The 13561-nt window shown below is 62.3% G+C and carries 18 protein-coding genes; 1 reads left to right on the top strand and 17 read right to left on the bottom strand.

The window, feature by feature from the left end; translation table 11 throughout:
- Nucleotides 1-38: 38 nt before the first annotated feature.
- From AX735_RS25780 to AX735_RS10150, 7 genes are all read right to left on the bottom strand, one after another.
- Nucleotides 39-1952, bottom strand: coding sequence for a hypothetical protein (locus AX735_RS25780; protein WP_066045660.1), 1914 nt, complete (start codon nucleotides 1950-1952; stop codon nucleotides 39-41).
- Nucleotides 1953-2375: a DUF6950 family protein gene (locus tag AX735_RS10175; RefSeq protein ID WP_066045657.1), complete on the bottom strand. Its 423-nt coding sequence runs from the start codon at nucleotides 2373-2375 to the stop codon at nucleotides 1953-1955.
- Nucleotides 2372-2995: a hypothetical protein gene (locus AX735_RS10170; protein ID WP_066045656.1), complete on the bottom strand. Its 624-nt coding sequence runs from the start codon at nucleotides 2993-2995 to the stop codon at nucleotides 2372-2374. The genes AX735_RS10175 and AX735_RS10170 overlap by 4 nt, the downstream gene beginning before the upstream one ends.
- Entirely contained in the window at nucleotides 2992-3588 is a 597-nt protein-coding gene (locus AX735_RS10165; protein ID WP_066045653.1) for a hypothetical protein, read from the bottom strand. Before AX735_RS10165 ends, AX735_RS10170 begins: the two co-directional genes overlap by 4 nt.
- Nucleotides 3585-6635 (bottom strand): phage tail tape measure protein, encoded by a 3051-nt coding sequence (locus AX735_RS26875; protein ID WP_066045650.1) that lies wholly within the window; start codon nucleotides 6633-6635, stop codon nucleotides 3585-3587. The genes AX735_RS10165 and AX735_RS26875 overlap by 4 nt, the downstream gene beginning before the upstream one ends.
- 172 nt (nucleotides 6636-6807) lie before the next feature.
- Nucleotides 6808-7539: a Rha family transcriptional regulator gene (locus tag AX735_RS10155; protein WP_066045647.1), complete on the bottom strand. Its 732-nt coding sequence runs from the start codon at nucleotides 7537-7539 to the stop codon at nucleotides 6808-6810.
- The gene (locus AX735_RS10150; protein ID WP_066045645.1) at nucleotides 7536-7823 is read right to left on the bottom strand and encodes a hypothetical protein; all 288 of its coding nucleotides are present in this window, start codon (nucleotides 7821-7823) and stop codon (nucleotides 7536-7538) included. The genes AX735_RS10155 and AX735_RS10150 overlap by 4 nt, the downstream gene beginning before the upstream one ends.
- A 113-nt stretch (nucleotides 7824-7936) precedes the next feature.
- Here AX735_RS10150 and AX735_RS25040 point away from each other — a divergent pair, with 113 nt between their 5' ends.
- Nucleotides 7937-8113: a hypothetical protein gene (locus AX735_RS25040; protein WP_156441536.1), complete on the top strand. Its 177-nt coding sequence runs from the start codon at nucleotides 7937-7939 to the stop codon at nucleotides 8111-8113.
- A 415-nt stretch (nucleotides 8114-8528) separates the two neighbouring features.
- Here AX735_RS25040 and AX735_RS10145 read toward each other — a convergent pair whose 3' ends face one another.
- From AX735_RS10145 to AX735_RS10105, 10 genes are all read right to left on the bottom strand, one after another.
- Nucleotides 8529-8768: a hypothetical protein gene (locus tag AX735_RS10145; RefSeq protein WP_066045638.1), complete on the bottom strand. Its 240-nt coding sequence runs from the start codon at nucleotides 8766-8768 to the stop codon at nucleotides 8529-8531.
- Nucleotides 8769-8860: 92 nt separating this feature from the next.
- Complete coding sequence (locus tag AX735_RS10140; RefSeq protein WP_066045635.1) at nucleotides 8861-9244, bottom strand: hypothetical protein; 384 nt, start codon at nucleotides 9242-9244, stop codon at nucleotides 8861-8863.
- 12 nt (nucleotides 9245-9256) lie between these two features.
- Nucleotides 9257-9697: a hypothetical protein gene (locus AX735_RS10135; RefSeq protein ID WP_066045632.1), complete on the bottom strand. Its 441-nt coding sequence runs from the start codon at nucleotides 9695-9697 to the stop codon at nucleotides 9257-9259.
- Between the two features lie 11 nt (nucleotides 9698-9708).
- Nucleotides 9709-10116, bottom strand: coding sequence for a hypothetical protein (locus tag AX735_RS10130; RefSeq protein ID WP_197421682.1), 408 nt, complete (start codon nucleotides 10114-10116; stop codon nucleotides 9709-9711).
- 13 nt (nucleotides 10117-10129) lie between these two features.
- Nucleotides 10130-10522: an HK97-gp10 family putative phage morphogenesis protein gene (locus AX735_RS10125; protein WP_066045626.1), complete on the bottom strand. Its 393-nt coding sequence runs from the start codon at nucleotides 10520-10522 to the stop codon at nucleotides 10130-10132.
- Nucleotides 10522-10698 carry a hypothetical protein gene (locus AX735_RS25035; RefSeq protein ID WP_156441535.1) on the bottom strand — a complete coding sequence of 59 codons (177 nt, stop codon included), beginning with the start codon at nucleotides 10696-10698 and terminating at the stop codon, nucleotides 10522-10524. Before AX735_RS25035 ends, AX735_RS10125 begins: the two co-directional genes overlap by 1 nt.
- A 1-nt stretch (nucleotide 10699) precedes the next feature.
- A complete protein-coding gene (locus tag AX735_RS10120) occupies nucleotides 10700-11047 on the bottom strand; it encodes a head-tail adaptor protein (RefSeq protein WP_066045623.1) in 348 nt (115 codons plus the stop codon).
- Complete coding sequence (locus AX735_RS10115) at nucleotides 11044-11616, bottom strand: head-tail connector protein (protein ID WP_066045622.1); 573 nt, start codon at nucleotides 11614-11616, stop codon at nucleotides 11044-11046. The genes AX735_RS10120 and AX735_RS10115 overlap by 4 nt, the downstream gene beginning before the upstream one ends.
- A 29-nt stretch (nucleotides 11617-11645) precedes the next feature.
- On the bottom strand, nucleotides 11646-12095 hold the full coding sequence (locus AX735_RS10110; protein ID WP_066045620.1) for a hypothetical protein: 450 nt from the start codon (nucleotides 12093-12095) through the stop codon (nucleotides 11646-11648).
- Nucleotides 12096-12193: 98 nt separating this feature from the next.
- Nucleotides 12194-13552: a phage major capsid protein gene (locus AX735_RS10105; protein ID WP_197421681.1), complete on the bottom strand. Its 1359-nt coding sequence runs from the start codon at nucleotides 13550-13552 to the stop codon at nucleotides 12194-12196.
- Between the last annotated feature and the right edge of the window lie 9 nt (nucleotides 13553-13561).

Here is a 13561-nt window from a genome sequence, read left to right as displayed (position 1 = left end):
CATGGTCGTCGCGCCCTGGGCAGCGGCAGGTTGGCCAATCATGGAATCGGCCCTCCACCCCATCCCGGCGGGTTGGAACCGCCACCCGTCGTACCGCCGCCGCCCGATGCTGGTGTCGTGACGAAGCCGACGAAATGCCGATCGGGATAGGTGGCCGAGTTGTATGCGACTGCTGCAGACGTGGTGATCTGATAGGATACCGCACCGCCCACGCGATTGCCGTCGTCATAATAGATCAGGTAGGTCGTGCTATAAGCCGCGCCCGTGATGGTCGATGCAGAGCAGGCAACCGTCTTGTCCGCATAAACGCGATCGTGCGCCGCAATGACGATGGTGGCGTCAGACCCTGCATTGGTCGCAGTGATCGGGTTCGATCCACCGACACCGCCGGCATTCGCCACGAAGCTGTTGGCGATCAGGACCGAGAAATAGCCACCCGGGTTCTGGTTGTTACCGGCTGCCTCGTCACGCTCCTGCGGCGTGGTCACGTCCGTTGCGGGAGGCGCAGTGCCGCCCTGCGCGAGCGCCCAGGCATCGACATCCGGTTCGCGCGTGATGAACGACATGGACACGATGCCGGTGTCAGGCGCCACCGCGCGGCGCCTGACGATCACCTGCTCCATTTCCAGCCCCGCCTCAGGGATATCGATCGTCAGGCCGTCACCAGGCTCATAGACCATGAATTCCGGTTTCAGCTGCAGCGTGATCACACCCCGCCCGCGTTCCTGCGCAAGCTGATATGCCGCCAATTGCGCCGCCTGGTCCTTGTCTTGAACCAGCTGGAATTCCTGCTCGAATTCCTTGACCTCGCCGTCTTCGGCCACCCATTCGGGTTTGCTGACCGGTGTCGACTGAACGAAATTCCATTGATTTGCAGCCGAGCGCCACTTCGGCACGATCGTGTTGCGCCGCGATTTCCATGTGAGGTTGGAAGGCACCTCCAGCTCGCCACCGGCAAGATGCTCGGCAGTGATGGTCTTCAGGCTGACGTGCGGCTTTTGGTAGTGCCAGCTCAACATGCCGCCCGCCAGCACGGGTTCGCACGCACCGGCCTGGCAGATCAGCTTGAGATTGTTCCACTTGTCGCCGGGCTCGTAGATCGTTCCCCCGACCTTCCAGCCATTGACATCGCAGACGTTCGCCCAAGCGACTGCGCCCGCCAGATCGATCGACGCGTCCCCCAGGTCGACACCGAACACCTTGACGTCGTTCTGGTAGCGGCCATAGCCATAAGCCACCGCATGCCAGGCCGGGCATTCGCTATAGACCCAGGTGGACTCGTCATAGATACGGCAAGGGCCGCTGCCGCCCGGATAGGTGCTGTCCAGGCGTGCGTCATAGGTCAGCACCCCTTTCCATACGGTCCCGAACTGCGGCTGCCCGGATGCGAAGCGTTCTCCGTCCTTGTCGAACAGCAGCGAGACGCCGATCGCGGCATGGCCGCTCAGCTTGTAATCGCTGCCCCAGTCCGGACATCCGGGCCATTGCGGCGCGAGCGCATTTGCCTCGGGCGTCGCGCCGAGCTGAACGTCTGCCCACATGAAGCCCGAATAGAACCCGGTGGCGGCAGTGCCGCTCAGCGTGATCGGGTCGAAATCCGCGTAAAAGCCGACCAACTCCTCCACCGGCCCGCAGAAGCTGAAGGTCATCGCCCGGAAATAATAGGGGTTCTTGACCTTTTTCAGCGTGTCACCCCAGCCCGCCTCGTGCAGCATGACACCGCCAGAATAGGTCTCTCCCATCAGATAGGGCATGGGCTGGTTGGCACCGACCACGGTTTCGTTCAGCGTGCCCTGCACACGGCTGCGCGGCGGCTTGGCCGTGATTTGCGCACCTATGCTGGCAACCGTACCGACCGCCGCCAGGGCAGCACCTGCCGCCGGATTGAAGGGTGTAACGACCACTGCCGCAACGCTGGCAATGGTGCCGACGATCCTCAGCACCTTGGACATTCAGAGCCTCCAGGCTGCGATCAGGTCGCTTTGCATGTTCTTGATCCAGACGAGCGACGAAGGGTCCGCCTCGTGCCAGCCCGCCACCGACTTGTGGCCGTCGTAAATCACCAGCGCGCGCAGGCGCCGATCCTCTCCCGGCAACATCCCGATATCGCCCACCAGCATCTGCGCCGGGGCGATGCGCGGGAACAGGCTGTCCATCAGGCATTCCAGCGTCCGGTGGCCGGTCTTGCACAGCGCCCGCAAAGCCCCCTGCCGCGTGCGAAACATCGGCAGCGGCGGCACGTCATGCCCCATGTTGATCGCATGGACATGCGCAAGGTGGATGCAGCTCGCCCCGTCCCAATCGAACGGCGTTCCCGAAAAATGGTTGGCCGTGGCATTCGTCGCTGCCCCGCGCATCGCGGCGGTCACGCTCATACCTCGCGCACCACCGGGCCGCCAAAGTCGAACCGGGTTCCACCTGCGCCGCTGCCGGGCGCGCCTGCCAGGCCGCGCGCGCTGCCGACGCCCCAGGCCACCGTGATCCGCGCGCCCGTGGCGTTGTCCAGGCCCCTCTCGCCTGGCCAGACCGACTTGTGAAACCGCGGATCGAGCGTGTTGCCCTCCTGGCGCAGGAAGAGCTTTTCGGCGCGACCGATAAAGGTCATCTCAAGCGTGCGGGATCCTTCCTTCAGACGCAGCGTGGTATAATCCACCAGCCCGTCCATCAGCTGCGTCGCGTTCACTACCGTCTTGCCGTCCCAATCGATCTTGCCCATCCAGAACCGCGCACGGCTGTTCTGGAACGCCTTGCTGTTGAGCTCTTCAGGGGTGGCGGTCTCCGCCGGATGGAACATCAGCGTCGCGTCTTCGGCGCTGTCCCCCAGCATCGCTTCGAACTCTTCGACGGCAGCGATCGAACCGAACACGCTGTCCTCGCTGGTGTATTTCTCGCCACCAAAATAGCAGAACCCGCCGTCGCACAGCCTGATCGTCCGGGTGGGCAGCTCGATCTTGACAAGCCCGATCAGGGTGATCGTTTCGGCTGCCAGGGTCATCGGCGTTCTCGAATGGTGAACGACAGGCCGGTGTGGATCGCCGCGTCGATGGTCCAGCCCTGCCCCTGCCCGACAAGCAGCCCCTCGATGACCGGCTCCTCGAACTCCAGGACCTCGTTATCGGTCGTTTCGGCACGCAAGGGCGGTTCGATCGTGGCCGTCACGGTGCCAAGGCCGATGGCCTTTCCGGGCAGGGCGATCTTGTAGAGATAGTTGAACCCGCCGGAGACATGGTTGAACCACTGGCCCGCCACCAGGTCATAGCCCGAGGCCATGCCCTTGATGTTCAGCGTATCGCCAGCCTGGCCGCTGCCGTTGACAAGCGGCGATCCGGGAATGCCGATATTGACATCCGCCTGAATGAGCGGAAGACGCACGCCATAACGCTGCCCTCGCGTCAGGGCACCGACCCACAGGCCAGCTTCGGGTTCTTCCATGAGTGGCATCTGGATCCTCAGCGCCCAGCGGTTGCCGTTGCGGTTGACGCGCTGATCGGTTCCGCCAAGCGGCGGGGAAAGCACGCCACCATAGTCGATCTGCTGCGGCTCAATAATCATCGGGGCGGGCGAGCTGGGGAGCACGACATAGCTCATGGGGCCAGCGCCTTTGCGTTCATCTTGCCGATCTTCTGGATGGCCCCGGATGCACCGAGCGCGGCGATGCGCGGGGTGGCTTCTGCAACCACCTTCCCGGCTGTGTCGGTCACAAAGGCACCAAGCGCACCCGTGGACGGGTCCATGGTGACGGTGACGGCCAGACCGTTGCCCGGCCCGGCGGCCGATGCCCGCTGCACGTTCAGCAGTTCGCCGTCAGAGACCTGGGCGATCGGGTTGCCGTTCAGGCTCAGAGTGTTTGTGTCGAGCCCGGGCATCCCCTTGATCGTGCCCCATCCGCCGTTGGCGAATTTTGGCAAGGGCAGCCCAATCGGAACAGGAAGCTTTGGTGTGCCGAAAGGTCCGCCATAGCCCTGCAGCGACGCCACCTTGTTGTTGACGGTAATGCCGGCGGAGCCACCGCCAGATCCTGTCGCAGCGCCAACAAAACCCAGCGCGCTGCCGAGCGCCCCCAGCAGACCACCACCCCCACCGCCGCCGCTGACCAGATTGGCCAGGCCATCGGCGAGACGATCGAGAACCCTGGACAGAGCATCGAAGGAGCGCGACTCTAGCCAATTCTTGAAGAACCCGCCAAGATCGCCGTTCATCGCCGCCTGCAGGCCAGCGCGGAACGTATCGCGGAATGTGCCTTGCAGGGCCGCCCGCGAACGATCAGCGCCTTCCTCCATGGCCTTGGCCATGGCGTCTTCAGGCTTCATGCGATATTCGCTCTGCAGCTGATCCGCGCGCGCGCGGATGCGACGGTCTTCTTCCATAGCCGCGATGCGCGCCGGATTGTCCCCGCGAATCCGCGCCAGTTCGATCTGGCGCGCGTCTTCTTGCTCCGCCAAGCGCCGCTCAATTGCATCCGCGCGCGCTTCCTCTAGGTTCTTCAGGTCATTTGCTGCACGCAGTTCGGCTTCGGCCAGCTCGACATCATCTTGTCGCCACTTCAGAGTCTGCCTGCGCAGATATTCCTTATCCTTAAGGTACTGGATCGCCTGATAATCGTTGCGAAGTTCGGCCAGCTGCAGGTCGAGGCTTTCTTCATCAATCGCGATTTCTCGGGCTTTGGCCTCTGCACGGGCCTGATCGAGCTCCAGCAAGTCCTTCTCTGCGGCCGCTTTGGCGTCGGCATTGCTCAGCTCGGCGCGCTCATATTCCTCAATCTTGGAACGCAGGTCGAGCTGACGGCGCAGGGCACGCTCGCCTTCAATGTCGCCCCGCTCGCGCGCTACAGCCAGCGCCTGCTCCAGCTTGATCTCTTCCCGGCGCGCGGCGAGCTCCTCCGCGCTTGGCCCGGAACGCCCGCCACCGCCTCGCGTGCGACCGCCGCCCCCCGAACCGGGGATGGCATAGGAGCCGCCAGCAGCATCGCTGCCGCCACCTGCCATAGCCTTGGTGGCAGTGTCCCACAGAAAGCCAACACCGCCACCCAGGAAGCCGCCGCCCGAGCCGCGACCTGTACTCAGCGGCGTCGGGTCACCGACAAGCCGCGCCATCAGGTCAAGCGCACCGGCCAGCCACGGCATCACGCCCCGGATAAGCTCGGCAATGCGTGCGACAGCGCGCGCGACCGTATTGCCGGCGGCCTGCCATGCGCCCTCCCAATCGCCGCGCAGCAGGGCAGAAACCGTCTGGACTACACCCTGAACATATTCGGCGATGCCGGTGACCATGTCGATCAGCGCGCCGATCCCGGAGATGACCATCTGTCCGCCTAGGCGCAGCAGCACATCGATCAGCACGCCGACGATATCGACCAGCATGGTGAAGAACTCGCCGATAGGGCTATCGGCAAGATCCTCGAATGCCTGCTCAAGATCGACGAACAGCGCCGCGAACCGATTGACCAGCTCCTCGGCCTTCGGCCCCAGCGTGTCGCGGATCATCGCGCCGATGCCGCGCATCGCACTGGCGATGCTGTCGGAAAACAGCAAAATGCCGGAGATGACCAGGCCCCAGGGGCCAAGAAAGCGCGCCGCACCGCCAGCCAGCAGCGACAGGGCGCGCGAAACAAGGCCGAACTCCCCAGCCAGCTTGCCCAGCAGGACCACCGCCGTTCCGAACGGGTTGATGAGCGCGGAAATGGCGAGAAATACCGGCCCCAGGTTTGCCAGGAACAACGGCAATATGGTTGCCGCAAGCGCACCCAGACCGATCATGATGGGGCCCAGCGTTGCCGCGAAAATGCCAAAGCCGACAGCAGCATCCTTCACACCAGGCGGCAGGTTGCCGATCCACTCCACCGCCTGCTGAGCCCAACCGACAAAGCGCTCGGCATAGGGAAGGAAACGTTCGCCGATCTCCTCCGCCAGCTCCTGGATGTTCGCCTTCAGCGCGCGCACCCGGTTGGCAAAGCTGCCTGACGTGCGCTCGACATCGCCATTGGCATCAGCCAGCCCCTCCTGGATCAGGATCGCGCGTGCCATGATCTTGCCCTGCTCGGTCAGCTCCTCGCCGACCCTGATCATGCCCAGCTCGAGCGCTTTGGCCTTGACCGCGGCTTCGGTCAGGAACACGCCGAAATCGCGCAGGGGCTCGCTCTCGCCGGAAAGGCCTGAACGGATCTTGCCCAGCGCCTCATCGAAGCTGGTGTTGTAAAAGCTGGCCGCATCCTGCGCGAGCACGGTAAAGCGCTGAGACAGGCGCGCGGCAGCCTCCTCGGTCGGTGCCGCCTGCTTGAACAACTGCCCCATGGCCAGCGCGCCAGCCTTCATTTCGCTGGTGGCGCGGCCCATCGCGTTGCCGGTGCTTTCCGCCCACGCGTTCATCGTTTTGGCGGTCGAACCGAAGGTAAAGTCGAACGCGCTCTGCAGCTCCTGCAGATCGCTCGCGGCATTGACCGTATAGGCGCCCAGGGCGATCATCGGTGCGGTGATGCCCAGCGTCATCTGCTGGCCGATCTGCTGAAAGCCCGCAGCCATATCGCGGCCCAGCGTCAGCAGCTTCTGGAACGACATCTCGATATGACGGGTGCCGCGTTCGAAATCGGCCAGGTCCCACCGCAGCGCGGCGTTCAGCGATGCGATCGGTCCGGTCACGGGTTTCCCTCAAAGAAAAAGGCCCGCCGGTTTCCCGACAGGCCTGTGATGGTGTTCCAGGGGTGTCCATAACTTGGACACTCTTGAGCAATTTCATTCAGAAGGGGCTGCTGACTGCACCCTATTTCGACCGACAACGCACGCTGGTATCCATAGAATGGACACCAGCAACTCAGTCGATCAGCTTGATGCCAACCCGCTGCACCCTGCCCGATTTTTGGCCATAGAACCCGGCGCAGGTGAGCTGCCGTCCGAACATGGTCAGCGTCACATATCGCCGGTCGGTCTGAGTGCACCACCAGACATAGTGCTGATACAATATCGAAGTCTCAACCTTGTGCCCGCGCTCGACAACCGTGCATTCGGCCAACCACGCGTCGACGCTTGGCTCGATGATCGATCCCGTAAAGGTCGGCGCCTTGTTCTTGGGCGATACATCCGGCAGGCCAAGGTCCTGCCATAGCCGCTTGCCTGCCTCGCGCCCGTATAGCAGACGCGCCTCGCGCACCATGCGCATCCGCTCCGCCATGGCATCAAAATCAAGCTGCTGGGCTTCCACCAGAGGCTGCTGCTCCACTTCTTCCCGCACATGATGCTCGAGCGCGTTGAACGCCTCGATGAACGCCAGCTTCCATTCCAGCGCCTTCTCGCCGGTAAAGCCCATGGCCACCAGGCAGAAGCCATCACGGTCCATTTCGAAAAAGCGCACATCGCGCTTTACGCCATTGGCCATCTGGACCTGTGATTCACACGGCGCAAAATTGCGCCCTGTCAGTTCTGGCTTCCTTTCAATGATCGTATCGATAGCGCGCAACACATCCTTGTGCTGCTTGTCGAACGTGTCGGCGACAAGGCGGCTGTTGGTGCGCGCGCCCGCAGGGGTAAGGCTGACAAGCGCGTTCATGCGAGCATCTCCCGCTCAAACGGACGGTCGGCGAAATACTCTGCCGCGGGGCCGTTGCACAGCAACATACAGGCATCGATGCCGTCATGCAGCACACCGATCAGGTCACCGACTTCAGCGTTCACATCGCGCCGGTTCAGCAGAACCCCGGCAAGGGTGCGCAGCTTGTCAAGCCGGGTTTCCAGATCGTCCAGCCTGTCAGTGGGCGATTGGGATACCCCGCGCAATATTCCCGCTGACATTCCGTGCAGAGGGATGATAACGGTCGAAACAGCCTGAGGCATGGGTCAGCTCCATGATGATGGTTAGAGGCGACAGGGTGCTGTAACACCCTGTCGCCTTGCTTGTAATTACAAACACTATTGCCCACAGTCAACCTGCATTGTAGATCGTCACCATGCAGCACATCCGAACGTTCCAGATGCGGGTTGATGACGAATTCCTTCGTCAACTAGACGATTGGCGCAGGCTGCAACCCGAGATCCCGTCGCGCTCCGAGGCGATCCGCCGCCTGGTGCAAGAAGCGATGGCCGAAACTAAAACTTTGCGCCCGGAAAACCCGAAAACGGCTTGAGCTCACAGTCTGCAGTGTACGCCTTGGTGCTCGGATATGGGTAAATCTGCGAAAACTCATATTGATAAACGCCAAGCACACGATCAACCACTGCCGAAATGTCGACTATTATACCCTGCCCCGAGTCGCGATAGCTACGCAAAATAATCTTATCAGTCATCACGCTCTTGATTTTTAAGATATTCGAACAACCGTTTTCGCAGTACTCCATTCTCGAAAGATCAATGGTCAATTGGACCTCTGACCGAGGTGGAGATTTATCATATCCACTACTCGACACGGTTTTGCAGACGAGGTCAAACTGATCCGCCGCCATTGCAGGCGATGCCATCATTGCCAAAACCATTCCCAATCCGATTCGCATGATACTCTCCCTGCCTCAAAGGCCGCAGAGTGCATCAGACCGCCGAAATGGTCACCTGCCTTTCTGTGCCCCCGCCCGCAGCCATTCGCCCCAGGCCCGCGCGTTGGCGGATGCCTCTTTCGGGTCGATCTTTTTCGCCTCGGCAGGCTTTTCCTCCGCGCCGATCAGCTTTTCCAGCTGCGGATATTGCGCCGGCGGACACTGACTGAGCATTCCGCCCAGCCAGGCCCCCGTCACGATGTTGCGGAAATCGGCAACCTGCCTGTGGCGTGCGCCCCAGATCGCCAACATGGTGGTGCGCGGCGTCTCACCCCAGAAGCTGTCCGGCAGAAAGCCGGCCTGACACCAGGTCTGGAAGATGATCTCCCAGTTCCACTCTGACCTTACCGGGTCTTGCGCGCCCCCCGAGCTTTCTTGGATCCGTTTCCCGCCGTGCCCGGCGGCGCGGTATCCGGCATCTGCGTGCCGCGCATCGCCTTCATCACCGCATCACGGACGATGGGGTCTTCCGACAGGAACATCTCCAGCACGGTGTCTTCGTCGATATCCGGGTGGTTCTGCTTGAGACCGCCATAGACCAGCGCGACGATCGTCTTCATCAGCGGAGTCTTGCCCGCTGTGAGGTCGGCACGCACCTGATTGACTGCGTCGAGCGACGAATAGCCGAGCACATCTTCGGCATAATAAAGCGCGCGGTTATCGAGCTTCAGGTGCCACTCGCGCCCGCCGAAGGTGAAGCTGGCAATGCCCTGCAAGGGATTTTGCATGGATCAGGACCCTCAGGCTACTTCGGACGCGACCTGGGTCAGCGGCTTGGGCTGGCCCGTGATCGTGGCGGTACGCATTGCGCCCAGCGGGGCATTGTCCGGCACATAGGTCAGCAGCATCACTACGCCCGCATTATCCTGGCTGGAACCGTCCGTCTCGATCGTCACGATCTTGAACGGGCGATATTCGCGGCTTGCCAGATGCTCAGAAATCATCAGGTCGGTCGGGCTGCCGGGCTCGTACTTGATGGTGACGGCCAGTTCGTTGACGTCACCATGGCCCGCGATATAGCGCTTGACCTTGCCGCTGGCATGGTCGGTGGTCTCGGTCTTGGCAATCGACAGATGCGGGCGGTTGACGTTCATCAGACCGACCACCCGGGTCAGGGTATCCGATGCGTTCGTGAACCAGAGCTCAGTGCCGTCCCCGAGGACGCCATCACCATGTGCCATATCAACTTCCTTTATGCTGCAGGGGTGTAGGGGATCATCATGTCGCGGATTGTCCAGAAGACCCTGATCCCACCGTCCAGGTCTTCAGCATTCATGTCCCGTTCGAACACCAGCTTGGCACGGTGGAAGCGGATGCCGCTCACCGTGGCCGGAACTTCCAGAACTTCCGTAATGGCGCGTGAAAGACGCTTTGCCGCGAGCCAGGTAAGGCCGAAACACTCGAACCGAACGCGCGGGATGTGCAGACCCTGAGGCCCATCCTGGTCGTAATCTCGCCCAGGCACCATCATCTGAATGTGCGCTGCGGGAAAGGCCGCCGACTGGTCCGATCGCCGCTCGCCCACATCGATCGCCGGTCGGCCATTGAACACGCCGGCCACGGCCGCGACAGCCGTGCTTGCGCGCAGCCGTGCGATCAAGGCCTCTTCCATGTCAGTTGGCCGACAGGATCAGGCGACCAGCGCCCTTGCCCAAAATGTCGACGATCTCGTCTCGGTGCTGCTCGAAGGCAGGCACGATGGTTGGCTGTGCCGCCATGTGGACCGTGCCCAGCTCGACGAACCACCCATGGAAGGCCTGACCCTCTAGCGGGCCGAAATACATCGCCCCACGGCCGTCACGGGTCAGCCCGTCACTCACCGTGTCGCTGATCGCCAGGCTGTCGCGAAACTCGCCACGATCGACCGGGGCAATCCGCCTTGCCGTTTCGAGAACAGGCTGCAGCGCCCTGGCAGCTTCCGGCTTGATGTTCTCATCCGTCACCTTCGCGTCGATATTGCGCATGGCACGCATCGCCGCATCGATGCCGGTCAGCACGAACTCCATCAGGCCGGCTCTTCTTCTTCCGGCTCACCGCCGGAAGGCGCAGGCGGATTGTACGGCGCGACAAAGCCCATGCCGATCAGCGTGGCGGGCGATTGGTGATAATAGATATCACCTACGTCCTTACGCCTGCGGACGCCGTAATTGTTGGCATGGAGGACAAGTGTAATGACGTTCATGTCATGCTCCCGCTGTCAGGCTGCTACGATGAACAGCCGTAAAATCGATCTCGCCCCTGCCGAGCGGAGCAATGCCGGTGATGTCCCAGTCTGCGCCGTCAAAGCGGATAAAATTGGCCACCGTGACCCGCCGCAGATCGCTGCTGGCCTCGACATTGAACGTGCCGACTTGGCTGGCCCCTTCGATCGCCGCCTCTCGCCGCTCCTGCCCTTTTCCATAATAGATCGCTGCATAAGCGCGCGCGATCAGCGTCGATGCTCCGGGGACTGGTTCGCCAGCCTCGTTTTCGGTGGTTGCGCCCTTGCTGCGGAATTCCACCAGATTGTACCGGCGATGCCTCGGCGTCATACCACCGGCATCCGGACTTGATCGCAAAGGAAGCGGAATCCTTTCGGCGCATCGATACTGGCCTCCCCTGCCAGCATGACATCCCAGCTTTCGAACATCTGAACCAGCATCATCCTCGCCGCCATGACCAGCGAAGAAGGTCGGTTCGATGCCTGATAGCCAGCAGTAAAGGTCACGGTGACGGGCCCATAACTGGTCGGCCAGGCGGCATTCAGTGCGGGAATCAGCCCCCCGAGCACATCCAACCGCCAGCTGCCTTCGTCCATCAGCACTGGAGCGCCGTCGCTGCCGACATAGCTGATGCCCGTGACCTCCACTGTCGCAGCAGGGCCGATGCCCATGCGCATTTGCGGGCCGAAATCCGCGAAGCGTGCAACGATCCCTGCAGTTCGCTCGAGCCGCACATTCGCGTAGCGCTCCACTGCCTGAATGGCTGCATCCCGGCAGAACTCGATCTTGGCATCCTCATCATCATGAAGGATGCGCAGATGCGCCTTCGCATCCGCCAGCGGCAGGATGCCCTCACCATACCCCTCGGCGATGTCGATGGGGTTCAGGGTGAAGAGCATGTTGCCACCAGCGGATGCGAGGGACTGGATCAGGCGACGCCCTGGATGTGCGGCAGCCCGCGCACCACGGTGGCAGCAATCGGCGTTCCGGTGCCATGCGTACCGCCGAAATCGGCCAGCAGCTTGAGGTAACGCTTGCCGCCGACATAGCTGAGCTTCTGCAGCGTGGCGGCGGCATGGGCCGCAGTCAGCGCGCGGATGATGCCGTTGCTGATGCTGGCAGGCGCGTTGCTGTCGGCGATGACGTCATCGTCGGTCACGTTGGTATAGGTCGAATCGTCGTCGCTGTGGGTCAGAACGAATTCGATCTTGTTGGTGCCGGTAAAGCTGATGCCGCCGACGCCGATGTGCAGCAGCAGCAGGGCAGCGCCATAGCCGCGCAGATCGATAGCCGCGGGGGTATTGTCTGCGGACAGCACAGCGGGCGGGATAGCCGACACCGGGGCGCTGCCATGGAACATATCGCGTTCGGGAGTCATGGGTATGCCTTTCAACAGAAAGGCGGCGGGCCATGTGACCCGCCGCCGGTTTCCTTACAGGCTGCAATCCGCTGATCGGAAGGCAGCGATTGCCAGCGTCAGGACGCGGCGAACTTGAGGAACTTGACCGCCTCGAAGTTGACCGCACCGCCGCCCACGCGCTTGCGCATGTGGTACTTGACGAACCCGGGCTGGGTGATGTTGTCGCGCACCACCGAAACGCCGAGGCGATCAACGATGGTGTACGCTTCGTTGAAATCGCCGAAGGCGACCGACAGGCTGCCCGCAGCCAGCGCCGGCATGTCCTCGCCGTCGGTGACGGGGAAGCCGAAGATGGATTCGACCAGGGCGCCGTCGCGCAGCCGCAGATCGACCAGATAGTTGCCTTGGCCGTCCTTCAGCTTGCGCGTGGCACCGACGGTACGCCGCGACATCAGGAAGCCAGCATTCTGGCGATAGCCGGCCTTCACCTCGAAGATCAGGTCGATCAGCTTGTCTGCCGCATTCGACGAGGCATAGGCACCGCTCGCGCCCGACAGCACATGCTGGAAGGTGCCCCAGGCGCGGGTGGCATCGGCCGTCGCCGCCGTATCATAGGTCAGCAGACCACGCGGCTTCAGGATGCCATCGCCGTTCAGGAAGGCATCGTTTTCCTTGCGGGCAAACTTGGACACCGCCTTGTTCGCCAGCCAGGCTTCCACATCGACGACGGCATCCTCGAGCAGCTTCTGCGTCACCTTCGGGTACGCATAGAGCTCGTTGACAGGAATGCGCCACATGCCGATCTGCGGGGCATCGGTTGCCGAGCGGGACTGGCTTTCGCCAACCCACGCGGCATCGGCCTCGTCATTATCGATCGGGCCTTCCAGCGCATCGGTGCCGATCTGCACGACATTGGCCAGCTGTCGCATCGGCGTCGATTCGTAGATCTTCTGCACCATGCGGCCCGTGGTATCCGGGGTCACCCAATAGCCGCCGCTCGGGTCGGATGCGACCTGCATGGTCACCGCCTTCACCTCGTTGCGCCGAATGTAGTTGGCCAGGTCGGACTTGTATTCGGCCAGGTCTTCCGGGCTGAAGTCCTTCTTGCCAACCAGCTCGCCAAACTGGCGAGCAGCCTTGGCCTCGCTGGCTGCGTCGCCGCTGCCGGTCAGGGCCAGACGATTGGCCTTAGCCTCCATCTCGTCGAGCCGCTTCTTGAGCTCGGCCTGAGCATCGTCGATCGCCTTGTTGAGCTTCTCGACTTCATCCTTGGTCACGGCATCCTCGCCGCGCTTGGTCTCGACCTGCTTCAGGCGCTCGTCGTTCTTGACCTTGAAATCCTCGAACGTCTTGGCCAGCTGGTCGACGGCGGTTTTGACCTCCATGGTCAGATCGCCGTCCTTGGTTTCGGGCGCGCGGGCCATGGCGATGGGCGATGCGCCCGCCAGGAGCGCACCCTGATTTCCGATGAACATGTGGTTTTC

Source organism: Blastomonas sp. CCH1-A6 (genome assembly GCF_001556365.1).
Classification (GTDB): Bacteria; Pseudomonadota; Alphaproteobacteria; order Sphingomonadales; family Sphingomonadaceae; genus Blastomonas; species Blastomonas ursincola.
The sequence above is the reverse complement of the archived record's forward strand: the minus strand, read 5'-3'. Positions and strand labels throughout refer to the sequence as shown.

Coding starts and splice junctions, on each gene's coding strand:
- AX735_RS10165 (WP_066045653.1), bottom strand. CDS start 3,588: ATGAGCTATGTCGTGCTCCCCAGCTCGCCCGCCCCGATGATTATTGAG.
- AX735_RS10115 (WP_066045622.1), bottom strand. CDS start 11,616: ATGCTCTTCACCCTGAACCCCATCGACATCGCCGAGGGGTATGGTGAG.
- AX735_RS10125 (WP_066045626.1), bottom strand. CDS start 10,522: ATGGAGTTCGTGCTGACCGGCATCGATGCGGCGATGCGTGCCATGCGC.
- AX735_RS10120 (WP_066045623.1), bottom strand. CDS start 11,047: ATGACGCCGAGGCATCGCCGGTACAATCTGGTGGAATTCCGCAGCAAG.
- AX735_RS25780 (WP_066045660.1), bottom strand. CDS start 1,952: ATGTCCAAGGTGCTGAGGATCGTCGGCACCATTGCCAGCGTTGCGGCA.
- AX735_RS10145 (WP_066045638.1), bottom strand. CDS start 8,768: ATGTTGGCGATCTGGGGCGCACGCCACAGGCAGGTTGCCGATTTCCGC.
- AX735_RS10150 (WP_066045645.1), bottom strand. CDS start 7,823: ATGCCTCAGGCTGTTTCGACCGTTATCATCCCTCTGCACGGAATGTCA.
- AX735_RS10155 (WP_066045647.1), bottom strand. CDS start 7,539: ATGAACGCGCTTGTCAGCCTTACCCCTGCGGGCGCGCGCACCAACAGC.
- AX735_RS10175 (WP_066045657.1), bottom strand. CDS start 2,375: ATGAGCGTGACCGCCGCGATGCGCGGGGCAGCGACGAATGCCACGGCC.
- AX735_RS10170 (WP_066045656.1), bottom strand. CDS start 2,995: ATGACCCTGGCAGCCGAAACGATCACCCTGATCGGGCTTGTCAAGATC.
- AX735_RS10140 (WP_066045635.1), bottom strand. CDS start 9,244: ATGCAAAATCCCTTGCAGGGCATTGCCAGCTTCACCTTCGGCGGGCGC.
- AX735_RS10135 (WP_066045632.1), bottom strand. CDS start 9,697: ATGGCACATGGTGATGGCGTCCTCGGGGACGGCACTGAGCTCTGGTTC.
- AX735_RS25035 (WP_156441535.1), bottom strand. CDS start 10,698: ATGAACGTCATTACACTTGTCCTCCATGCCAACAATTACGGCGTCCGC.
- AX735_RS10110 (WP_066045620.1), bottom strand. CDS start 12,095: ATGACTCCCGAACGCGATATGTTCCATGGCAGCGCCCCGGTGTCGGCT.
- AX735_RS10105 (WP_197421681.1), bottom strand. CDS start 13,552: ATGTTCATCGGAAATCAGGGTGCGCTCCTGGCGGGCGCATCGCCCATC.
- AX735_RS25040 (WP_156441536.1), top strand. CDS start 7,937: ATGCAGCACATCCGAACGTTCCAGATGCGGGTTGATGACGAATTCCTT.